Genomic DNA, 22,947 nt, shown 5'->3' with positions numbered 1-22,947 from the left:
CGAATAATCCTGCTAATTTCTACGAAAGATCTGTTGCCTGACTCAGCACCGGCTCGAATCGATACGATTTAACAAATTCTTTACGTGGCCCGGCAAATTCAAGGAAGTCCCGGCAGATGGTCGCGATGTTGGCCGCCGAGGTGCCGCCGTTCTGAATTGGGGTCAGCCGGCGAAGCTCATCCAGATCAAAATACGAGGATACTGTCTTGCCCAGCGCCATACCGACGTACACGACGGTCGAATACTGGGTGATCAGTTCCTGGCAGTTGGCAATCATTTCGTTCGTGTTGCCTTCCTGAAACACCAACGTACCGTCGGGTGCGTTCGCCCGGATTTCGGCCTCGGCCCGCTCCCGGTTTTCGTTCGGATGGAGTTTGAAGAGCAACGGTCGACCGGCAGCCATCTCGACGGTTTTTCGGATAAACGCCGGGCGATCTTCCGTCCGGAACGTTTCGCGGATGTCCGACGTAGCTACCATCACGTAGTCGCGGTGGGGGAAGTCGTTCCGGCGGAACTTGTCGAGGTCGTCGAAATTAGGAATGCCCGTCACGAAGATTTTGTCGGGGTCCGTACCCATTCCGGTGAAAAAAGCCTTGTACCCCTCTGACGCGGCACAATACACGTCGCACAGGTTCGAGGAACCGTTCAGCGAGGTGTCACCGCACAGGTATCGCGGTAGTTTCAACACCTTGACAATGTGGCTGAGGGGCGTCGTGGGATCGACCATGCCCTCCTGCACCCAGATACTCTTTGTACCACGGGGCACCCGCGGCATGATCATATCGGAGCAATGTACCACCAGATCGTAGGGGTGCTTTCGTCCCTGGTAGTCGATCTGCATACCCTTGTCGAGCAGGTAAGTTTCGGCTGCAGCTCTAAACCGCTGGCCCATAATGGTATGTTCCAGCCACCCCCGGCGAATGACCCAGTTGATGATGGGTGAGTCGGCATAATACTGGCTGAACCAGCAGTCGTATTGGTCGCCTAATGCTTTCGCAATCTGGAGCATCTGCGACGTTTGGTTGAATGAGCCGACAGTGAACAGTACTCGTTTACGCATAAGCGATGCCTTGATCGTATGTTGTAATTGATGGCCCGAAGTTATTGAATTAGCTGACAGCAATGAGCTACACGCTAAGTTTACGCTGGGAGGGAGCCGTTGGCGCTACCTTTCGGGCGGGTAAAAACTGCCGATCAGCCGCTGCACATGCTGTTGGTTTTTGACGATAGCTGCGTTTGGTTACCTATCTGTGCTGATGGGCCGATGGTCAGACGTACCGTCAGACCAAAGCTACCAAAAGCACAAGAGGATAAAAGGTCTGACGGCACGTCTTACCGAACCTATAGCAAACTACAGAAGATAGAATACCCTACTACTTCACAAACCGGTCCAGATCGACCCGTAGCGACAGCTGGCTCGATCCGCCGGCTGCGGGGGCGTAGCTGAACCGGCCGTACGTGAGCTGGAAGCCACGGGCCTGCACCGACGCCCCGAACGAGATACCGGCCCCTCCGCCCCCCGTTGTCAGCTTGCCTTCCTGCCGGCGCTGGTGATTGTAGCCCAGGAGTATATGTACGTAGCGACTGATCAGCAGCTCGGCACCAACGCTGAGGTGTCGGGCAATCTTCTCTACCGTACCGACTGGCTGCGGAATCGGATTGCCGTTCAGATCATACTGAACGTTGAGATTCGGGTCGTTGTAGGCAATGTCGAAGCGATGCAGGTGATGAGCCGTCAGGGTCAGCCGGACGGGCGCGTAGCGGGGTTTAATCGTTACACCGGCCTGAAGGTCGAAGGGAAGGTCGGCGTCGCCGGGGCCGTAGTTTTTAAGCAGGTACCCTGCGTTTCTGGCGACCAGCCCTACCGTAAGGTTTCCGTTCGGGTGGCGCCAGATCCCGCCCAGATCAGCCAGCACACCAAACGCAGAATACGTTTCAATGGCCGACCCCACCGCTTTGACCGTGGCACCCAGCGTGAAATTTCCTTCGGTGCGGGCGTGGGTCAGGCTGAGGGCGTAGTCGTTGGCCGTAAACGTACCGAGCGAGTTACCAACCGGGTCGGTCAGGGTAAACTGCCCGTAGGTGAGGTACTGTAAGCCAAGCGCCCACCGGGAGTTTTTGGTCTGTACCGGAACAGCGTACTGAAGCGTATAGTATTTGGCCGCGGCCAGGTAAGGCATCAGGCTAATGGCCAGCTCGTTACGTTTGGCGGAGTCAGCCAGGGCCGGATTGTTGAGAAAATAGACGCCGTCGGGGTTTGTTGCCGTAGCGACCTGCCCGCCAAGTGCCGCGACGCGGGCATGGGTCGGTAAGTCCAGAAACGGAAATACCCGCTGCCCGCCGAAGGGTTGGGCTAGAGCCGACTCATGGCCGACGACTAGTAGCAGTAAAGTCAGAAAAAGCCAGCGCAAGGTTTTACGGATACAACGTTTCGGGCAAAGGTCCGAAAACCCGCTCAAAGCCCAAAACCTACTTTCAGGCCGGCCGTGAGGCTCGGCGTCCACTGCCCGTCTGTGTCGTCAAACGACCGACCGGGGCCGCAGCCGCAGTCCATACCCATCGACGTTGGGCTGTTCCGGCGAACGTCGTTGATGGCCCAGCGTATACCGGCTCCGAGGTAGATATCGAACAGCGTGCGGGAGAAGGTACGTCGGTGCGGGTCGTAGAACGCAAACTGACGGCCAATCTTAATGTGGGTGCCCAGCACGTAGCGGCTGATCGACATCAGTCCAATGAATTTAGGGGCCGTGCTGGAATAGATTGATTGATACTCAAAATCTTTTTTCGTTATATTGATCTGCTTCGCCAGCCCATCAATAGCCCAGTAGTTACCCAGCGGAAAGCTGCTTTTTACGGCAATGCCTTTGCGTCGGTTGGTTCGGTAGCGGTTGGTGTAGAAACGAACCTCACTGCGCACCCGCCAGACTTCAGCCTTCTCAAAATCTTCAAGATCGGCTTCCAGCAGAGACAGCCCTTTCCAGCCGTACCCGAATTCCGCCTGTACCGACGTTCGTTGGCCGGTGCGATATTCCAGACCAGCCTGAAGGGTGGCGTCCTGATCCACCAGAGCCAGGGGAGCCAGCTTGATAACGGTCCGGACCGGTCGCTGAAGCGAAACGGTTGAGTCCTGCGCCCTGGCAAGGTCTACCGTTGCCAGGGTGAGCATCAGCCCGACGGATAACATGTAACGTACCTTCATCGTGAAAAGAGACAGGTTTAGGGGTAAGCTGGTAACACATTAAAACACCCGGCTTGCCTTAAAACGCGTAGCCAATCCGGAAGCCGGTTGATACATTGGGCGTAAAGAGGTAGTCAAGGCCGTTGTTAAAACCGCCCGACGAAACCCAGCGCTGGCCGGCATCGTCCGGGAGCGACTCTTCATCGTGGCTGATCGTGCGTTGACGTAGACCCAGACCAATATACACATCAATCAGCAACCGACTATCCGGCGATACGTCCAGAAACCGCTGGTGCCCCAGCTTCACATGACCGGCCCATACCGACTTTCGCACCGGCGACCGGAACTGCTGGTAATACTGGCAGGTGCCGTCTTCGCAGGCCCGCCCCATGGTACCGGTTTCAAAGCTGTTGACCTGTTTATAGAACAAGTCGAACGCTACGTAGCGGCCCATCGGTCTGACGGCCACGACGCGGGTGTGAGGAGGCCGTTTCATGTGACTGCCGCTGCCCAGGTAAATCCGCCACTCGGCGCGGCCTCGCCAGGTTTCCTTGCCACCTGATTCGTTCACGCGGCCGGGTCGCCATATATTCAGGGCGCGGGGTCCGTAGCCTACCTCAGCTAACAGGGAGTGTCGGCCGGCCAGCAACCGTTCCACCCCGACCGTAAACGTATTTTCCAGATCGAAAAACGACAGCGGAGCTACACTGACCACCCAATGTGGACCGCGTTCCAGCGACCGGATGCGCAGCGTATCCGGCCCGGCTACGTAGGGTACCTGCGCCAGGGCCGACGTACTGAAACGAGTCAGCAAACCGATGATCAACAGCAGACGAAACCGGATCATAATGTTGTCTCGACGGGAAGTTTGCTGATTAGTTTCAATTGCTTTTCGTCGGCATAGCTGTACTGATAGATGCCGTCCTTACCCGTAACAATGAGCCGCTGTTGCTTCGGAATGACGTCGTAAGCTTTAACGTCGGTCAGGAACTGAACCTCCCTGATGTCCAGCGGTTTGGTAGCGTCCAGTACCCGCAGGCCATAATCGCCCTCCGTCACAAACAGCAGATTGCCATCAATGCCCAGCCCGTGCGGACTTCGCATGGGGTAGGAGCGCATCAGCTTCGGCGTTCGCAGGTCGGTGATATCCAGTACGTCAAGCACATTAGCCGCGACCGGGTTGCGGCAGGCCGTACCACTGCGCAGCGTAACGTAGGCATAGTTGCCCTGCACCACCACCGGATCGCAGCTCATGACGTGGTTGTATTGCGACACGAAACTCGGCTGACCGTTCGGACCCATTGCATAAATGAACATGCCCGTCTGGGTACCGATAAACAGGTGATTGCCGTACGGAAATATGGTCTCCACGCCAAAGCCCAGCTTGGTTTTCTGGCCCAGCTTTGGGTTGGTATTCTGGGTAATGTCGTAGGCCTGCAAACTCGTGTTGGTCACGATGTACAGGTTATTGCCAGCCACGGTGAAGCGGGCCGTTGAGCCGCCCGTGCCCGCGCCCGGCGAAACAGAATCGCTGCTGCCTTCGGAGCAGGCATTCAGCAGAACGGCGCAAAGCAGCACAAAAAGGATAGGTTTCATGAATAGACTGACGGTTAGGTGTGGCACTTATCGAAAACACTGCGGATTGGTTACTTCCGCTTTTTCCCAGCCAATGACGAGGCCTTTTTCCGGATCAGGACACTCGAAGCGCACGTTGTGCATAGGGGGGTAAGCCGCATAGGTGAAGGCATTCTCGACCCGCTTTGCCAGCCGGACATTGCGGGGATTGGCGATGTTCAGCGCCACCAGATCAATGATGTTATCGACGTACAGAATGCTGTCCTTGATGGCCAGTTCGCGGGCACTGGGAATGGCAACGAACGACACCTTCGTCGGGCTGGCCGGATCGCTGTTGTCCACGATGTGAATGCCCCGGCCAACGTCGTTGATGAACAGAAACTGGTCTTTGATGTAAATCTTGCCCGCCGTACGAATGGGCTGCGGGTCCAGGGTTTCGACGGTTCGAACCCGGTCGTAGGTGCTGTAGATGGGCCGGTACGTTTCCCGCCGGTCGACGGCCGGATCAGAACCGGAGTTGATGTAACAGCTATCCAGGCTGATCAGGCTCAGGAGCAGCAGAGCGGTTTTGTACCGTCGGACGAGGTAATGGTATGGCATAGGCGAAGGAGGTTGCGGACAATTTGCAACATAGATTCAAGTATATTCTAATCGGTTGGAATCGTAAAGAAAATTTAACTTTGCCTTATCGATAGTTCGCCAATACCAACCTCATGCAAACTGAAACCCGTCCTGAGACCGATCAATCCTCAACCAATCATCTGTCAAAAACCGACATGCTGGCCCGCAAGAACGCAGAGGCTGAGCTTGGTGGTGGACAAAAGCGCATTGATGCGCAGCACAAGAAAGGAAAACTAACCGCCCGCGAACGCATCGCGCTGCTGCTCGATGAAGGCTCTTTCGAAGAGATCGGCAAGTTCGTCATGCACCGGACCCGCGATTTTGGCCTCGATAAAGAGCATTACCTCGGCGACGGCGTCGTGACCGGCTACGGTACCATCGACGGACGGCTGGTCTACGTATTCGCTCAGGATTTTACGGTCTTCGGCGGAGCCCTTTCTGAAACCCACGCCGAAAAAATCTGCAAGGTGATGGACCTGGCCATGAAAAACGGCGCGCCCGTAATCGGTCTGAACGACTCGGGTGGGGCCCGGATTCAGGAAGGCGTGCTGTCGCTGGCGGGCTATGCCGATATATTCTACCGCAATACCCTGGCGTCGGGCGTCATTCCGCAGTTGTCGGCCATTATGGGTCCCTGCGCGGGCGGTGCCGTGTATTCGCCGGCCATCACGGACTTTATCTTCATGGTCGAGAACACGTCGTATATGTTCGTGACCGGCCCGAACGTCGTCAAAACCGTTACGCACGAAGAGGTAACTGCCGAAGAACTCGGTGGGGCCAGTACGCACAGCACGAAGTCGGGCGTTACGCATTTTGCCTGCCAGAACGAACTGGCCTGTATTCAGCACATCAAGCAGCTGCTGAGCTATATACCGCAGAATTGCGAGGACGAGCCGCCGATGCTGCCCTACGAGCCGCAGGACGAAAGCCGCCCGAACCTGAATACCCTCATTCCCGACAACCCCAACCAGCCATACGACATGCGTGAGGTAATCGACGAACTGGTCGATGCGGGGTCGTTCCTGGAAGTCCACAAAAACTTTGCGGAAAACATTGTCGTTGGTTTCGCCCGGATCGGCGGCCGTAGCATCGGCGTTGTGGGTAACCAGCCCGCCGTGCTGGCCGGGGTACTGGACATTAACGCCAGCACCAAAGCGGCCCGGTTTGTGCGCTTCTGCGACTCGTTCAACGTACCGCTGCTGGTGCTGGAGGATGTGCCCGGCTTCCTGCCCGGTACCGACCAGGAGTGGAACGCTATCATCACCAACGGAGCCAAACTGCTGTATGCTTTCTGCGAAGCGACCGTTCCGCGCGTGACGGTCATTACCCGCAAAGCCTACGGTGGTGCCTACGACGTCATGAACTCCAAGCACATCGGCGCCGACATGAACTACGCCTGGCCGAGCGCTGAAATCGCCGTGATGGGCGCCAGCGGGGCTGCCGAGATTATCTTCAAACGGGAAATTGCCGAAGCGGAAGACCCGCAGGCCAAGCTGCAGGAGAAGGTGCAGGATTATACCGAGAAGTTTGCCAACCCATACCGGGCCGCGCACCGGGGCTACATCGATGAGGTGATCTACCCCGACCAGACTCGTCTGAAGCTAATCCGGGCGTTCAAAATGCTGGAGAACAAAGTCGCGAGCCTGCCAAAGAAAAAGCACGGCAACATTCCGTTGTAATTAACTGGTAAACGTACCCGAATGCTGCAGCAACAAACCCAACTTGTTTGCCAGAAAGAGCGCTTTGCCTTACCTGACCATACGCATTACATCAACTGCGCTACCCGCGGGCCGTTCAGCCGGTCGGTGGAGCAGGCGGGTGTGGAAGCAATCCGGCGACAAATCAATCCGTTCGGCATCACCGCCCACGATTTTCTGTCGGCGTCTACTGCGTCGAAGGCGCTGTTTTCGCAACTTATCCACAACCCTGACCCCGAGCGGGTGGCCGTCATTCCGTCCGTGTCGTATGGTATGGCCGTTGTGGCCCGGAACCTGCCCCGTAAGCCGGGCATCGCGCGGGGGCAACGTATCATCCTGATCGATGGTGAATTTCCCAGCGATGTCTACGCCTGGCAACGGGTGAGCGATGAGCTGGGCCTGCGTATTCATACCGTGCGGATGCCAAACCGGTTTCCGCTGGGTGCCGAGTGGAATCAGCGCATCCTGGAAGCGATTGACGCCGATACGGCTCTGGTTGTGGTGCCGCCCGTTCACTGGATGTACGGCATCCGGTTCGACCTCGACGCCATCGGGCAGCGCGCCCGGGAGGCAGGCGCGTGGCTGGCCGTGGATGGGACCCAGTCCGTCGGCGCACTGCCGTTCGATTGCGGGCAGATTCGGCCCGATGCGCTGATCTGCGCGGGCTACAAATGGCTGATGGGGCCGTACTCGTCGGGCTTTGCGTATTTCAGCGACGCGTTTGACGATGGCATTCCGCTCGAAGAAAGCTGGATGGCGCGGATTGATAGTGACCAGTTTCACCGCCTGACCGACTACCAGCCGACGTACCGCCCGAAAGCGTATCGGTACAACATGGGCGAACAAAGCCATTTTATCCATTCGCCGATGATGGAGGCCGCGCTTACCCAACTGCTGGAGTGGCAACCCGATCGGATTCAGGACTATTGCCAAACCATATTGGCCGATTCGCTGACCGACTGGCAGGAATTAGGGTGTCAGATTGAGCCGGAAGCGGGCCGATGCCACCATCTCGTGGGTGTCTGGCTGCCTCAACAGGCCGATCCGCTGGCCATTCAGCAGGCGCTGCTGGCGCGGAACGTATCGGTATCGGTGCGGGCCCGGGCACTCCGTATCTCGCCCAACGTCTACAACGACGAGCGCGACGTAGCGGCTCTGACCGATGCGCTGAAACAGGCGTTGACGTAACGGGTAGGGCTAACGGCTACGTTCGTTGCTCAGGGTTTGGCCTGGCGACGCTTCCTGCAGCCAATCGCCCGATGTTTTCCTTTTGTTGTCTAGTTGTTCAATAGGGGCAGTATTTACCATGAATAGTTTTCGGAAATCAATTTATTACGGCATCCTTTGTTTTGCTTTTCTGACCTGTAAAAGCTCGGCGCCATCCCGTAGCGTCAGCCGGCAGGCGGAGCCTATTCAATCGCCAGCGGTAGTGATACCCGGCGATTACCCCGATCCGTCGGTGGCTAAAATTGGTAACGCCTACTGGGCTACGGCGACTTCGTCGAACTGGTTCCCGGCCTATCCGCTGTTAAAATCCAGTGACCTTGTTCACTGGGAAACCAAAGGGTTCGTATTCGAGAAGAAACCCGACTGGGCCGATTATTACTTCTGGGCACCTGAGATCGCTCCCGAAAATGGCAGGGTGTACATCTATTATACCGCCCATAAAAAAGACGGCAATCTGTGCGTAGGTGTGGCCAGCGCTGACAAACCCGAAGGCCCGTACCGCGATCACGGCCCATTGGTCTGCCAGAAAGACGGGTCAATTGACGGTTTCCCGATGCGCGACGAAACCGGCAAGCTGTACCTGATCTGGAAAGAAGACGGCAACAGCGTTAACCAGCCGACGCCGATCTGGGCCCAGCCGCTCAACGAGGAACGTACCGCCCTGACCGGCGAGAAAAAGGAACTGTTTCGCAACGATGCTCCCTGGGAAGCGAATCTGGTTGAGGGCGTGTCGATGATACGGAACGGCGACTATTACTATGCCTTGTATGCGGCTGCCGGCTGCTGCGGCCGCGCCTGCACGTACGGTACCGGTGTCGCCCGCGCTAAAAACCTGCTGGGCCCCTGGGAGAAATACAGCCAGAACCCCATCCTGACGGTTGAGCCGAACTGGAAATGTCCGGGGCACGGGACCCCCATCGAGAAGGATGGGCGTCACTATTTCATGTACCATGCCTACAGCCAGCAGGGGGGCATATTTGTCGGGCGACAGGCGCTGCTGCGCGAGTTTCGCTTCACCGACGATGGGTGGATAGCCTTCAAACGGGAGGCAACACCGGCTGCCTCGGCGGCTGGTCTGTTCAGGGATGATTTCAACGGCACTGAGTTGTCGACGGCGTGGAACTGGTCGGTTTTTCGCCAGCCGGTTATTCAGGTGCGTAAAGGCCAGTTGCAGCTAACCGCTCAACCCGACAAATTTGGCGACTTCGTTGGCCACCGCACCCTATCACCTAACTATACGGCTCAGGCAACCGTCGTGCCCCAGGCGAACGGTGCTCAGGCCGGACTGGCCATCATCGGCGATGATGACAATGCCGTTGGCGTATCGGTTCAGGACGGGCAGGTGCGGGTATGGAAGCTTGAAAAAGGGAAAGAGCAGTCGCTGGGCACGGCGCAGGCCGGCAATGCGTCGGCTATAACGCTGCTGGCAAAAGTCGAGAATGGCAGCCAGATTTCGTTCTCCTACAGTACGGACAATGGGAAATCATTCACGCCCGTGGGCGACCGTTCGATCGACGGAGCGTACCTGCCGCCCTGGGACCGGGCTCTCCGCGTTGGCTTAACGGCAAAAGGAACGGCCGGCCAGACCGCTCAGTTTGACAGCTTTACGTTGAACTCAGGCTTGTAACCCAAACTTGGATTGTTGGGGTCAGAGTACCAGATGGGTGTCTTTAATGACATCCATCACAAACACGCTCTGGGCTTTCCCAATGCCTTTCACTTCGCCGAGGTAATTGATGAAAAAATCGTGGTACGTCTCCATGTTCTCCGTGATGATCTTGAGCATGAAGTCGTATTCACCGGCAATGTTGTAGCACTCGACCACTTCTTTGAATTCGGTGATGCCGCTCACGAACGCGTGGGCGGTTTGCTTATCGTGCTCCTTCAACGATACCAGGCACAGCACCATCAATTTGCGGTTCACCTTCCGGTTGTCAAGCAGGGCAACGTACTGCCTGATGACGCCCTGCTGTTCGAGTCGTTTGATGCGCTCGTGGGTAGGCGTGGGACTAAGATGAACCCGCGCAGCTACCTCACGTACCGTCAGTTTGGCGTTATCCTGTAGCAGCCGTAAGATGTGTAAGTCCTTTTCATCCAGCTCCAGCGGGGTTGGTCCGGCTTGTTCTGCAATGGCCATTTCGAACGGGTTGATTTATTCTTTTGTTCTACAAATAAGATAAAATTAGTGTATCTGTTCTAAAAATTTAGCGTTTCTTTTTTGTTTTTGCGGCAGTTTAGTCCTTTGCGTAAAACAAAGTGCAGACTATGCGGGAAACAACACGACAATCGTTTATCCTGATCATTACGTCCATCAGCGTCTTTTTTGAGGCTCTGGACATCGCCATCATCAACCTGACAATGCCGCTCATCCAGACCTCATTCGGGCTGTCGGCCAACCGGGTGCAATGGCTGCAAACACTGTACGTACTGCTGTATGGCGGCCTGCTGATTGTTGGCGGACGACTGTCTGACACGGTGGGCCGCAAGCGCATTTTTCTGCTGGCTTCGGGGTTGTTCCTGCTTACCTCGCTCGGCGCTGGTCTATCGGATACGTTTGTCAGTTTACTCGCCTTCCGGGCCCTGCAGGGCGTAGCGGCTGCGCTGCTCATGCCCGCTGCCCTCTCAATTGTGACCAATACCTATACGGATGCCCAGGCACGGGGTCGGGCCATCGGGATCTTCAGTTCATTTGCCGCCATTGGGTCGGGTAGTGGGTTATCGGTCGGGGGTCTGATTGCTTCGTCGTTCGGCTGGCAGTGGGTGTTTTTTATCAATGTCCCGATTATCCTGCTGTGTATGGTGCTGGCTTACCGCTACATTCCCGACGATGCCGAAGCACCCGGATCCGTTCCTGACCTCAGCGCGGGTCTGCTCTTGACGCTGCTCATTACGGCCCTGTCGTACATTGTTCATGAACTGAGCAACTGGCGTACTCAGGGCGAATGGCTGCTGCTGCTGACGGTCTTTGTGGGGCTGGGCACCTGGCAGTTCCTGCGACGTAACGCTGCCCAGCCCGATCCGCTGATCCGGTTTGGGGTGCTACGGCAGTCAACCCTGGCCATTGGCGAGATGCTGCTGTTGGGGGCGATCTTCACCAGTTACCTGTTTCTGATTTCGTTGGTGTTGCAGAAAGACCGTCAGCTCAGCGCGGCTCAGGCCGGCCTTTTACTCCTGCCGTTTAGTGTGCTGTCGGCGCTGACGGGCAAATTTCTCATGCCGGTCCTGCTGAAACGCCTGCCGGTACGTCGAATTGCCCGCCTGGGTATGCTGTTCATGCTGCTGGGTACGGGCCTACTGCTCTGGCAAACGCAGTTCGCGCCGGCCAACGTAGGTTTGTTGCTGGGCTCAATTGCCTGCGTCAATGGGTTTGGCATCGCGCTCTGTTTTTCGGGGCTGACGGTGTTGTCGTTGCAGCCGGTGCCCGAAGCCTACCACGGATTGGCATCGGGCGTGGGTACTACGTCCTACTTCGTGGGGGGAGGGCTGGGGCTCTCCCTGTTGTCCCTGTTTTTGAGTCAGTCACCTGCCGGCGGCAGTGGTATCGGCAGCGTACCGCTGGCCATCCTCGGGGCCTACGCGGCCATTGGTGTACTGGGGCTGGCGGGTGCTCCCAGGGCGAGGGTTTTGTAAGAAAACAAACCTGCCGGGCGTCGTAAGGCAGGCGCCCGATTGTCGGGCAGCGGACTAATTTTTTTAGAAAAGTTTGCCGCCATCACATGGTCTTTCTGGTTACTACGGTTACGTTTGTGCAGCCAGCGGCTGTGCTGTATGGGCTGCTGCTGCAACGATACCGGATCAACAATGGCAACTAACCTTCCTCAGAAACCAGGCAGCTTACTACGTACCATCCTGGTTGGACTGCTGATTATCTTCGGACTGGCGCTGATCGTGGGGCTCGTGTCAACGTATTTTTCGTGAGCCGACCAAACAGAAATGCACCGTTTGTGTTCAACCCTTTCAGTACGTTCGTAACGACTCAACTCGTATGCAATACCGAAAACTCGGCAAAACCGGTTTTACCATCTCCGAAATCAGTTTAGGTACGTGGCAGGTCGGTGGCAAATGGGGCGACCCTTTCAGCCACGACAACGCCGACCGCATTCTTAACGACGCCGTTGACACGGGCATCAATTTCATCGACACCGCCGATGTGTACGGCGACGGGGAAAGCGAAAAAGCCGTGGGCCGGCTCGTGCGTTCGCGGTCGGAACGTATCTACGTAGCCACCAAATGCGGTCGCCGGCTGCAGCCCCACGTGAACGAAGCCTATCAGCCCGATGCCCTACGCCGTTTCGTGGAAGATAGTCTGCAAAACATGAGGCTGGAAACGCTGGACCTGATCCAGCTGCACTGCCCCCCGACCGACGTATACTACCGTCCCGAGATTTTTGAGGTGTTCGACCGACTGAAGGAAGAAGGGAAGATTCAGCACCTGGGCGTCAGTGTCGAAAAGGTAGAAGAAGGGCTGAAAGCTATTGAGTACCCCAACGTATGCAGTGTACAGATTATCTTCAATATGTTTCGGCAACGGCCGGCGGAGTTGTTTTTCCCGGAAGCGAAACGGCGTGACGTCGGCATCATCGTCCGCGTACCGCTGGCGAGCGGGTTGCTAACGGGGAAGTTTGACCGGAACACGACCTTCTCGAAAGATGACCACCGGAATTTCAACCGGGAGGGAGCGGCTTTCGACAAGGGCGAAACCTTCTCGGGTGTGGATTACGAAACGGGTTTAGCGGCCGTGGATGACCTGCGTACCGTTTTTCCGGACGACGGCAATCTGGCCCCGGATGCGTTACGCTGGATTCTGACGTTCGATGCGGTGAGCTGTATTATCCCCGGTGCGTCAAAACCCGAACACCTGACCTCCAACGTACAGGCGCTTGAGCGTCCGGCTCCGTCGACTGAGCAGAGGCAGGCCGTAACAAGAATTTACGACGAACACATCAGAAATCCGGTGCATTATTTATGGTAAATGCCCGAAAGAGTACCCCTCACTTCTTCGCCAGCGGCTTCCACTCGGCGCGGCTGCCGTCCATGGCGCAGTGGTAATGCAGCACTTCCAGCAGTTGAGCGCCGGTACCATCGGTTTTGACCAGCCAGACAGGCCGCTTGTCGGCTTCCTTTTCCTGATACGTCTTTTCGCGCGTTTTCGCATCCCGCCAGTAGGCTTCTTCCGTTACGCGGAACGTCAGGTATTGGTCATCTTGCGAAAACGCGGGCGAACTGCTGATCTTCTTCAAATCAGTAACCTGCGCCAGGCCGCTGCCGTCGGCGTTGCACACAAAGATTTCGGCGTAGTCGCCGACCTGCCCTGAGAAGGCAATCTTCCGGCCATCGTGCGACCAGACCGGTGCAATACCCCCAATCTGGCTTTCATGCGGAATGATCTGTTTGCGGTCAGAGCCGTCGGCGTTCATGACCCATACCCCGAAGCCGTTGCGGCCCTGCTGGGTATAGACAATCTGTTTTCCGTCGGGCGAAATGTTGCCGTCGCGGCCCTGCGCCATCGCTTTCAGGTCGCTGCCATCGGGCCGAACCCGGTAGATCTGACTGGTGTTGCCTTCGTTGAAATAAATGTACTTGCCGTCGGACGTAAAGCTAGGCCAGTACGCTACCGCACCCGCAGGCAGGTGAGTGAGGGCCCTGGTCTGGCTACCGTCGGCGTTGGCAATGTAGAGGTCATAGGTTTTGCCGTCGCTCCGGTTCGAGGTAAAGACAATTCTCCTGCCGTCCGGCGACCAGGCCGGGTAGCGTTCTTCCGACCGGGGGGCATTGGTCAGGTTGATCGAGGTGCCCGTTACCGGATCAACCGCGAAGATGTCGGTATTGCCGGTACGTACGGACGTAATCAGCAAGGTACGGCCCGTAGAAGTGGGGATGTCCTGGCTGAAACCGACATGAAAGCCAATGAGAATCAGCGTAGTAAAAGCGGCAGTGTTCATGAGGCTCAGGGAAACGAAGTGGCCTGTCAAACTACCAAATTTCTGACAATGATGTTACACCGCGAATCACTACGTCAGCTTGGTTTCAATCTTTGTGTACTTGCCCCGCCAGTGTTTCCAGCGCTTGTGCGACCAGAGCCAGTCCGATGGGTGGTTCTGGATGGTTCTGGTGAGGGCGTCGCGGTACCGGTCTAAAATTGTTCCTTCGGGCAGGTTCGTGTACGGGGGCTCGCCGATGAGTGTAAACGTTACCTCATAATAGCCGCGCCGAATCCGCACCAGTTCGGTGTAGAAAACGGGCAGGTTCCGGCTGCGGGCCAGCCGTTCGGAGCCGGGGTAGAAAGGCGTATCCTGGTGCAGAAAATCAATCCAGTAGGCATGTTCGGGCTGATCCGGCACCTGATCGGCTACCAGGGCAATAATCCGGGCAACATCCCGCTGGGCTACCATCCGGCGGGGGAGGGTGTTCATCGGAACCGGTACCGCCCCAAAACTAGACCGAATCGAACGCATCAGCTCTTCGAAGAAAGGGCTGTTCAGGGGTTTGTAAATGCTGTCGGTGGGCATACCGTTCAGCACAGACGCCGACGGAATCCACTCCCAGTTGCTTTGGTGGGAAGCCATGCCGATCACCGCCTGACCCGCTGCCAGCCGGTCCTTGACCAGTTCAATGTTCGTAAACCGCACCCGACGTTTCAGATCAGCCGGGGAGAGGGTCGGCATTTTAACGGTCTCGACCAGCAGATCGGTCAGGTTCCGGTAAAATCGCCGGGCAATCTGCTGCCGCTCCTGGTCCGACCGTTCGGGAAAAGACAGGCGCAGGTTCTGGTCGACTACCCGCCGGCGGTACCGGATAACATACAGCAGTAAAAAGTACAAGAAGTTAGAAATGCCATACAGGACACTAAGCGGCAGACGGGATAACAAACGGAAAAAGATCATTCGCAAAAAGATAGACGACAACTAGGTAGAATTCGTTATACGTACGAAAACGCCCTTTAATTAAAATTTTGTAAAAACCGTTGGAGGTATTGTTTTTTTACGTTAATTGGTGACGGATACGTTTGTTATTATTGGAAAAGTACCAACCGGCTCCTGCTGTACCAACCCAACTTCTCCTTGAGCTGCATTACCTGCCCTGTCTGGATTACATGACGGGTTTATTTCAGTACGGTGAAGTACACATTGAAGCCGCCGAACAGTATCAGAAGCAAAGTTACAGAAATCGCTGCTACGTCCTGACGGCAAATAAGGTAGATGCGCTCACGGTACCGGTGCAGCAGGGTACGCATAAGCAACTCATTCGCGATGTGCGGGTGGACAATGGTCAGTCCTGGCAGGATCGTCACTGGCGGTGCCTGCAGGCGGCTTACGGCAAAGCTCCGTTTTTTGAGTACTACGCGCCCTACTTCGAGCCGGTATATCGGAAAGGCTGGACGTATTTATTTGACCTGAACTGGGAACTGCTGACAATTTGTCTAAAACTACTTGGCCGGCCGCTGGCCATCAGTCTGACAGATTGGTACGATAAGGAACCGCCGGCCGGCGTTTTTGACGCCCGGTCCCGATTACATCCGCCGAATCAGGCAGTTACGTATGTATTCTATCACGCAACGCCGTACGAGCAGAACTTTGGCCGGGAATTTGTACCAAACCTGAGCATACTTGATTTATTATTTTGTCAGGGGCCGCGCGCGTTGGAATGGTTAACGTGATTTAATTGTTACTTACATGAGCGGTCGTTTGGTTGATTTGGCTTATCCCCTTTTCCGGCGAATAAACTGAAAACAGATCAGGCAACCACCAACTGACGAACCCTTAAACCGGGTGAACAAAACCTGAAAATACTTCGTTAAGCCTATATTACGCTTACGATAGGAGACCCAAAGCGAATGGAAGCAAAATTCTCAAACCGCGTCAAGGAAGTGATCTCGCTGAGCCGGGAGGAAGCCTTACGCCTGGGCCACGACTACATCGGCACGGAGCACCTGCTGCTGGGTATGATCCGCGAGGGCGAAGGAGTAGCCGTGGGGCTGCTGAAAAAACTGGGCATCTCGCTGGATGAACTCCGCATCACCATTGAACAAGCCACCAAAGGAACGGCCACCAATAACGTTAAAAATCTGGCCAATATCCCACTGACCCGTCAGTCGGAGAAGACCCTGAAGATTACGTATCTGGAAGCTAAAATCTTTAAGAGCCCACTCATTGGTACGGAGCACCTGCTGTTGTCAATTCTGCGCGACGAAGATAACGTGGCGACGCAGATTCTGAATAAGTTCAACGTTAATTACGAGGTGATCAAGGAGATGCTGGAATATCAATCTTCGGGAAGCCGTCCGGTGATGGGCCCCGAAACCGACGACGACGACAACGACCGTGGTATGTTTGGTGGCAGTGGCAGCTCCAGCTCAGGTAAAGATCCAAAAGGCTCCGAAAAGTCGCGGACGCCGGTGCTGGATAACTTCGGCCGTGACTTGACCAAACTTGCCGAACTTGGTAAACTCGACCCCATTGTTGGTCGCGAAAAAGAAATCGAACGCGTAGCTCAGATCCTGAGCCGCCGGAAGAAAAATAACCCGATCCTGATCGGCGAACCGGGCGTTGGTAAAACGGCCATCGCTGAGGGCCTGGCCCTGCGCATCGTGCAGAAGAAGGTATCGCGGGTGTTGTTCGGCAAACGCGTGGTTACCCTCGACCTGGCGTCGCTCGTGGCCGGTACCAAATACCGTGGCCAGTTTGAAGAGCGGATGAAGGCCGTCATGAATGAACTGGAAAAATCACCCGAGGTGATCCTGTTCATTGACGAGTTGCACACCATCGTCGGCGCAGGTGGCGCTTCTGGTTCACTCGACGCATCGAATATGTTCAAGCCGGCTCTGGCCCGGGGCGACATTCAATGCATCGGTGCCACGACGCTGGATGAGTACCGTCAGTACATCGAGAAAGATGGTGCCCTGGCCCGTCGTTTCCAGATGGTGATGGTCGATGCTACGTCGATCGACGAAACCATCGAGATTCTGAACAACATCAAGGATAAATACGAAGATCACCACCACGTCAACTATACGCCACAGGCAGTTGAAGCGGCCGTGAAACTGTCGGAGCGGTATATCTCCGACCGGTTCCTGCCCGATAAGGCCATCGACGTACTGGACGAAGTCGGTGCCCGCGTACACATCTCCAACATTACCGTTCCGGAAGATATCCTGAAGCTCGAAGAGCAGATTGAGAACATCAAGAAGGAAAAGAACCAGGTTGTCAAGAGCCAGAAGTACGAAGAGGCCGCTCAGCTCCGCGATAAGGAGAAGCGGCTGATCGACCAGCTCGAACGCGCCAAGCAGGCCTGGGAAGAAGATACCAAGAAGCGTCGCTACACGGTGAACGAAGAAAACGTAGCCGAAGTCGTAGCCATGATGACGGGTATCCCGGTCAACAGTGTATCGCTCGATGAAGGTCGCAAGCTGATCAACATGGGCGAGGAACTGAAAGGCAAAGTAATCGGTCAGCAGTCGGCCATCGACAAACTGGTGAAAGCCATTCAGCGGACGCGGGTCGGTCTGAAAGATCCGAAGAAACCAATCGGTTCGTTTATCTTCCTCGGTCCAACGGGGGTTGGTAAAACGGAGTTGGCCAAAGTTCTGGCTACGTACCTGTTCGACAAAGAGGACGCACTCGTGCGGATCGATATGTCGGAATACATGGAGAAGTTCAGCGTTAGCCGACTGGTCGGCGCTCCTCCGGGCTACGTAGGTTACGAAGAAGGTGGTCAGCTGACCGAGAAGATCCGCCGGAAGCCGTACTCTGTCGTGCTGCTCGACGAGATCGAGAAGGCGCACCCGGATGTATTCAACATCCTGCTGCAGGTGCTCGACGACGGTATCCTGACCGATGGTCTGGGACGCCGGGTGGATTTCCGGAATACGATCATCATCATGACGTCGAACATCGGCGTACGTGACCTGAAAGATTTCGGCTCTGGCATAGGTTTTGCTACCCGCAACAAGTCTGAGAACCAGGATGAGCTGATGAAGAACACGATTCAGAACGCCCTGCGGAAAGCCTTCTCGCCGGAGTTCCTGAACCGCCTGGACGATGTGATTGTGTTCAACTCGCTGCAACGCGAAGACATCCACAAGATCATTGACCTCATGCTGGGCAAGCTGCTGGGCCGCGTAACCAACCTGGGCTACAAAGTCGAGCTGACCGACAAAGCAAAAGACTTCCTGTCGGAAAAAGGCTACGACCCGCAGTACGGTGCCCGTCCGCTGAGCCGCGCTATTCAGCGCTACCTCGAAGACCCCGTCGCTGAAGAAATCCTGAAAGGTGAACTGAAGGATGGTGACGTAATTCTGGCCGATTACGACGGTAATGGTGAGACGCTGACGATCTCGGTGAAGAAACCGGAAGCCGTGGTAGAATAAGAATAGTTACCATTGAATAAATACGAAGGAGCCGAACCATGCGTTCGGCTCCTTTTTTGTTGGAATTCATTGTGAATAAATGGCTTAGCGTTCTGGTGGCTTGTCGAAAAATAAATGGGGTTCAGTGCAGTAGGGTTAACGTAGTGACGTGTCTTCCTCATGAAAACATCGACTTATTTACAGATCTGGGCGCTTTGTGCAGCCTGCCCGGTAGTGCAGGCGCAAACGGAAAAGGGCAGTGGGTTCTGGACGGGCGGCTTCGGCGGTCAGTTTACTACCTCGCGCCAGTACCAGAACAACGCGGATGATCTGGCTTTGCAGTTATTCGCCAGCCGGGGCGTATTTGCGCGAAAGAACTTTTTGTTAGGGGCCGAGGTAACCACCGACTTAAGCAGGACGAGCACGAAAGCCGGCTTCAACTTCGACACCCGCAACAGCCGGTTCGAGAGCAGAGTCTCCGTAACGCCTTTTGCCCGGCGTTACTGGGGCCCCCCGTCCGGCAATCGGTCGTTCAACTGGCGGGTGTATCTTGGGGTCGGGCTGTCGGGCGATTGGGAGCGGGTTGTGTCCCGGTCGCTGGCAACCACACAGCGGTTCTCACAAACCCGCGAAAACCGGTTCTTTCTGTCACCTGAGCTACAGGCCGGCTTTGTGTACTTCATCACGAATTACTGGGGCATTGAAGCCATCACCCGGTCGAGCACCTTTCCGCTGACGGTGACCAACCTGGGCGTGGGCCTGCTGGCAACAACGGGTCGGCCACCCTCCCGGCCGATGGAAAATCCGGTGTTTCCGCCGAATCAGTTTGTCCGGTCAAACTGGCTGGTAGCCGGCGGCTTTGAGCTGACCACCAGCAATCGGAAACTGATTCCCAGCCAGAACGTAGCGGAGGTGTTCAGGGAGGAGACAGGACGCGGTTTTTCGATAAATCCATCCGTAGGGTACCTGGTCAATACACGGCTGGTGGTCGGACTCGCTACGCCGGTCGCTTACAGCAAACTGACCGATCAGTACCTCGGAGCACCGGATCAGCAGTCGGTGCGGTCGGAGCGGTGGACGGTAGGCATTCACCCGTTCGTAAAGCAGTACGTCAGCAACCGCCGGCTAACCCCCTATGCAGCCGGTGAGCTGGGTTGGGAATGGAGCGACGACTCGTTTGTGACGGATACGTACCGGGCCCGGTTGAGCGCCGGGCTGGCGTATCTGATTGGTACCCGGTTCATTCTGGAGGGCGAACTGGTCAGCTTTGCCGGGGGCTGGGTCCGAACGCGGAATGATGACCGTATACAAACATTTAGTGAATTAAGGGCCACCTTACGACCAGGTTTTACGGTATCCTATGTATTTTTATAACAACTGACCAGGTTGATCGGCAGTATAGCCGAACCCCTGGACCAGAAAGCCATTGGTTGTCAGCGTACCGGATGTACCGGTCGCTACGATTTCCGTTTGGTTGATCGTGTCGACTGGTTAGGTAAACGTTATGAAAACTACGTATGAGTATGGTTCGTAAAATTATTCAGCACCCATTTTTAATTACGTATCTGTCTGGGGCCAATAACTACACATGGGTTTATTTTAGAAACGGTGAGAAAGTACTGGCTGCCAAATCGCTGAATTTCTTTGAAGCAAGCTTACCCACGTTTATTCGCGTTCATAAGACGGCGCTGGTAAACCCACAATGTGTGGAATCGGCTCAGGCGCCCCCGCGGCCAAAGATGGCGGGAGCCGTTCAGCTAACCGACGGAACAACCCTGCCGGTCAGCCGCCGACGGTGGAACCAGGTTATTGAGGTGCTGCAAACCGCCCTGGTCGAAGCGGATCTGGTGCCGGCCGGTGCCGACGAGCGGATTCAACTGATTCAGGAGGACGAGGCTACCAAGGAGCGGTCGGTGGTGGTGGTCAGCGACGATGCCGCCAATATGCAGCTGCTTCAGCAGTTGCTCGATGAGAAATGGGGACACTACACCCTGCATGTTGTAAGCCAGGGAGGGATGTTGCCCGAAATGCTGGAATTCACGGACGAGGATGAACTGCCCGTGCTGATCCTGATCGATGCCCGTACGTCGAAAGTAGACCGGGTCAGGACGCTCCGCCGAATCAAAGAAAACGACCGGCTTACTTCAATCCCCGTTGTTATGCTGGTGTTGCCGACAAGCCAGGAAATAGAACAGGCCTACGCACTACAGGCAAATTCGGTGGTATCCGTATCGAATGATACAAACCGGCTCCTACAAACGCTCGAACAATTGTGTGAATACTGGTTCTCCATCGTTGCGCTGGCTCACTAAGGAGCCGGTACGGTCTTACAGGCTAAACTTCATCTTGGGCAGGGTGGCGGTTTCCCACCAGTACGAACGTAGTTTCTGGAAGTAGCTTATCCACTCCTCCAGCTGAGTCGGCTTAACCAGGTAAGAGGAAATGCCCTTATGATACGCTTCCGCAATGTCGTCGCGCTGGTTCGAGCTACTCAGCATAACAATCGGAATCTGGTTGACAGGCGCCGGCATTTGTTTTATGTGCTCCAGTACACGCCACCCATTTTCCGGGTTTGGTAAATATAGATCCAGCAGAATCAGCGTAGGCAGATCCCATTCCTGATGAAGACAACTGTTCATGTAGTCAATGGATGCCTGCTCGGTGGTGATATGAGTCGCTGAAACCTCCGACAAACAAAGTTCCATCGCTTTTTCGATGAAGAACCAGTGGTCGGGGTTGTCTTCGATCACGAGTATTCTGGAATTACGGAACGAATTTTTCATAGAGTTGTGTACAAAAGTTGAGGAGGCAAAAATAAAAAAAGCCTATAGGACTAGTAGAATTTTCTTTTCGGTTTTGATTTTAGGTAAAATACCGCATGAGCATCAAGTAAAATTATGCACAATTTGGTGACTTTCGGTTTGTTCCACACACCTTTTGGTAAGGAATTAGCGTATGGTTCCGAATGGGTTCATACGTTAATACAGACCATTATCTAAAAACCTGATTCATTCTCAGGCCATCAGCCGGCACCTTCGGGTTATCTACCCGGCACCGGCTCCATGTGCACAAGGGAGTCGGCTACTCAGCGTTCAGCTATGACATACAGGAATGAATCGGCCAGTACCGCTGGCTTGTCGTCAACGCGCGTTTCAGGGGTATCCACAAACGGTAAGCAACAAACGTCAGGCGTTGTGGAGCACCTGCTTTGTTTCTCTCACCTGCGCTGGAACTTTGTTTACCAACGTCCGCAGCACCTCCTGAGCCGGGCCAGCCGCCACTGGCCAATCTGGTTTATTGAAGAACCGGAATGGGGAACGGCGTATCGACTGGAGATTAAAGTCATCAATGACCGGCTGCGGGTGGTGGTGCCGCATCTGCCCCACGGCATCGACGCGGAGACCGCCATTGAGCGGCAACGGCAACTGCTGGACGAACTGCTGCTCGGTGCGCGCATCAGCCGCTACGTAGCGTGGTATTACACCCCCATGGCGTATCTGTTCAGCAATCACCTGCGGCCGGAGCTGACGGTCTACGACTGCATGGACGAGCTGTCGGCGTTTGCCGGGGCGTCGCCTTTGCTGCTGGATCAGGAAAAGCAGCTTCTCCGGCAGGCCGATCTGGTTTTTCCCGGGGGCTACAGCCTTTTCGAAGCCAAGCAGAAGCGGCACCCACGGGTGTTTGCCTTTCCGAGCTGTATCGATTTTGAGCATTTCAGGCCCGCCCGGCAATCGGTGCCCGACCCCGCCGATCAGTGCTCCATCTCCGGCGTTCGCGCTGGCTTTTGTGGGGTGATTGACGAGCGGCTCGATCTGGCCTTACTGGACGAACTGGCCCGGCGACGACCGGACTGGCAGTTTATCCTGCTCGGACCGGTGGTGAAGATTTGCCCTGATTCGCTGCCCCGGCGTCCGAACCTGCATTACCTGGGCATGAAGGACTACAAACAGCTGCCGGCTTATTTCAGCAACTGGGATGTGGCCATGCTACCCTTCGCGATGAACACGGCTACCCGGTACATCAGCCCGACCAAAACACCGGAATACCTGGCGGCTGGCCTGCCGGTGGTATCCACGCCCATCCGGGATGTGGTGCGGACGTATGGTGGCTGGGAGCAGGTGGGCATCGCCGATTCAGCGGCTGCGTTCGAAAGAACCATCGACCAATTGATTCGAAATAAGCCGGATGCCGACTGGAACGCGATCGATACGTTTTTGCGGGAACAGTCGTGGGAGCATACGTGGGAGCAGATGCAGCGGCTTATGCAGCTACAGTTGCAGGGGATCATAACTGAGCAATGAACT

General features: G+C 55.7%; 20 protein-coding genes. 10 read left to right on the top strand and 10 right to left on the bottom strand.

Going from position 1 to position 22,947, the window contains the following annotated elements; all coding sequences use genetic code 11:
* Positions 1–19 precede the first annotated feature (19 nt).
* From DYU11_RS22315 to DYU11_RS22290, 6 genes are all read right to left on the bottom strand, one after another.
* Complete coding sequence (locus DYU11_RS22315; RefSeq protein WP_119669935.1) at positions 20–1,060, bottom strand: UDP-N-acetyl glucosamine 2-epimerase; 1,041 nt, start codon at positions 1,058–1,060, stop codon at positions 20–22.
* Positions 1,061–1,373: 313 nt separating this feature from the next.
* Positions 1,374–2,411, bottom strand: a complete 1,038-nt coding sequence (gene porQ / locus DYU11_RS22310) for a type IX secretion system protein PorQ (RefSeq protein WP_147368009.1) — start codon at positions 2,409–2,411, stop codon at positions 1,374–1,376.
* 44 nt (positions 2,412–2,455) lie between these two features.
* Entirely contained in the window at positions 2,456–3,199 is a 744-nt protein-coding gene (locus tag DYU11_RS33045; protein ID WP_147368008.1) for a hypothetical protein, read from the bottom strand.
* A 58-nt stretch (positions 3,200–3,257) separates the two neighbouring features.
* Positions 3,258–4,025 (bottom strand): hypothetical protein, encoded by a 768-nt coding sequence (locus tag DYU11_RS22300; RefSeq protein ID WP_119669932.1) that lies wholly within the window; start codon positions 4,023–4,025, stop codon positions 3,258–3,260.
* Positions 4,022–4,774: an LVIVD repeat-containing protein gene (locus tag DYU11_RS22295; RefSeq protein ID WP_119669931.1), complete on the bottom strand. Its 753-nt coding sequence runs from the start codon at positions 4,772–4,774 to the stop codon at positions 4,022–4,024. The genes DYU11_RS22300 and DYU11_RS22295 overlap by 4 nt, the downstream gene beginning before the upstream one ends.
* Positions 4,775–4,801: 27 nt before the next feature.
* Positions 4,802–5,353: an LVIVD repeat-containing protein gene (locus DYU11_RS22290; RefSeq protein WP_119669930.1), complete on the bottom strand. Its 552-nt coding sequence runs from the start codon at positions 5,351–5,353 to the stop codon at positions 4,802–4,804.
* 113 nt (positions 5,354–5,466) lie between these two features.
* Here DYU11_RS22290 and DYU11_RS22285 point away from each other — a divergent pair, with 113 nt between their 5' ends.
* From DYU11_RS22285 to DYU11_RS22275, 3 genes are all read left to right on the top strand, one after another.
* Entirely contained in the window at positions 5,467–7,053 is a 1,587-nt protein-coding gene (locus DYU11_RS22285) for an acyl-CoA carboxylase subunit beta (protein WP_119669929.1), read from the top strand.
* A gap of 21 nt (positions 7,054–7,074) precedes the next feature.
* The gene (locus tag DYU11_RS22280; protein WP_119669928.1) at positions 7,075–8,259 is read left to right on the top strand and encodes an aminotransferase class V-fold PLP-dependent enzyme; all 1,185 of its coding nucleotides are present in this window, start codon (positions 7,075–7,077) and stop codon (positions 8,257–8,259) included.
* A gap of 118 nt (positions 8,260–8,377) precedes the next feature.
* Positions 8,378–9,925 carry a family 43 glycosylhydrolase gene (locus DYU11_RS22275; protein WP_119669927.1) on the top strand — a complete coding sequence of 516 codons (1,548 nt, stop codon included), beginning with the start codon at positions 8,378–8,380 and terminating at the stop codon, positions 9,923–9,925.
* A 21-nt stretch (positions 9,926–9,946) separates the two neighbouring features.
* On the opposite strand, the gene DYU11_RS22270 is transcribed toward DYU11_RS22275, so the two are convergent.
* A complete protein-coding gene (locus DYU11_RS22270) occupies positions 9,947–10,435 on the bottom strand; it encodes an Lrp/AsnC family transcriptional regulator (RefSeq protein ID WP_119669926.1) in 489 nt (162 codons plus the stop codon).
* A gap of 128 nt (positions 10,436–10,563) precedes the next feature.
* On the opposite strand from DYU11_RS22270, the gene DYU11_RS22265 reads away from it, so the two are divergent.
* Together DYU11_RS22265 and DYU11_RS22260 are read left to right on the top strand one after the other, a co-directional pair.
* Positions 10,564–11,928 carry an MFS transporter gene (locus tag DYU11_RS22265; RefSeq protein WP_119669925.1) on the top strand — a complete coding sequence of 455 codons (1,365 nt, stop codon included), beginning with the start codon at positions 10,564–10,566 and terminating at the stop codon, positions 11,926–11,928.
* A 355-nt stretch (positions 11,929–12,283) separates the two neighbouring features.
* On the top strand, positions 12,284–13,270 hold the full coding sequence (locus tag DYU11_RS22260; RefSeq protein ID WP_119669924.1) for an aldo/keto reductase: 987 nt from the start codon (positions 12,284–12,286) through the stop codon (positions 13,268–13,270).
* A 19-nt stretch (positions 13,271–13,289) separates the two neighbouring features.
* Here DYU11_RS22260 and DYU11_RS22255 read toward each other — a convergent pair whose 3' ends face one another.
* Together DYU11_RS22255 and DYU11_RS22250 are read right to left on the bottom strand one after the other, a co-directional pair.
* Entirely contained in the window at positions 13,290–14,240 is a 951-nt protein-coding gene (locus DYU11_RS22255) for a TolB family protein (RefSeq protein WP_119669923.1), read from the bottom strand.
* A gap of 69 nt (positions 14,241–14,309) precedes the next feature.
* Entirely contained in the window at positions 14,310–15,182 is an 873-nt protein-coding gene (locus tag DYU11_RS22250; protein ID WP_119669922.1) for a lysophospholipid acyltransferase family protein, read from the bottom strand.
* Between the two features lie 131 nt (positions 15,183–15,313).
* On the opposite strand from DYU11_RS22250, the gene DYU11_RS22245 reads away from it, so the two are divergent.
* The 4 genes from DYU11_RS22245 to DYU11_RS22230 all read left to right on the top strand — a co-directional run bounded on the left by DYU11_RS22245 (position 15,314) and on the right by DYU11_RS22230 (position 20,955).
* Positions 15,314–15,955 (top strand): WbqC family protein, encoded by a 642-nt coding sequence (locus DYU11_RS22245; protein WP_199736759.1) that lies wholly within the window; start codon positions 15,314–15,316, stop codon positions 15,953–15,955.
* Positions 15,956–16,132: 177 nt separating this feature from the next.
* On the top strand, positions 16,133–18,664 hold the full coding sequence (locus DYU11_RS22240) for an ATP-dependent Clp protease ATP-binding subunit (RefSeq protein ID WP_119669920.1): 2,532 nt from the start codon (positions 16,133–16,135) through the stop codon (positions 18,662–18,664).
* Between the two features lie 159 nt (positions 18,665–18,823).
* Entirely contained in the window at positions 18,824–20,017 is a 1,194-nt protein-coding gene (locus DYU11_RS22235; protein WP_119669919.1) for a type 2 periplasmic-binding domain-containing protein, read from the top strand.
* A 149-nt stretch (positions 20,018–20,166) separates the two neighbouring features.
* The gene (locus tag DYU11_RS22230) at positions 20,167–20,955 is read left to right on the top strand and encodes a response regulator transcription factor (protein ID WP_158600341.1); all 789 of its coding nucleotides are present in this window, start codon (positions 20,167–20,169) and stop codon (positions 20,953–20,955) included.
* 15 nt (positions 20,956–20,970) lie between these two features.
* Here DYU11_RS22230 and DYU11_RS22225 read toward each other — a convergent pair whose 3' ends face one another.
* On the bottom strand, positions 20,971–21,426 hold the full coding sequence (locus DYU11_RS22225; protein ID WP_119669917.1) for a response regulator: 456 nt from the start codon (positions 21,424–21,426) through the stop codon (positions 20,971–20,973).
* 315 nt (positions 21,427–21,741) lie between these two features.
* On the opposite strand from DYU11_RS22225, the gene DYU11_RS22220 reads away from it, so the two are divergent.
* Positions 21,742–22,944 (top strand): glycosyltransferase family protein, encoded by a 1,203-nt coding sequence (locus tag DYU11_RS22220; protein WP_119669916.1) that lies wholly within the window; start codon positions 21,742–21,744, stop codon positions 22,942–22,944.
* Positions 22,945–22,947 lie beyond the last annotated feature (3 nt).

Source organism: Fibrisoma montanum, from assembly GCF_003583365.1.
GTDB lineage: Bacteria > Bacteroidota > Bacteroidia > Cytophagales > Spirosomataceae > Fibrisoma > Fibrisoma montanum.
Note: the sequence above shows the minus strand (reverse complement) of the source record. Positions and strands in the feature narration are given on the sequence as shown.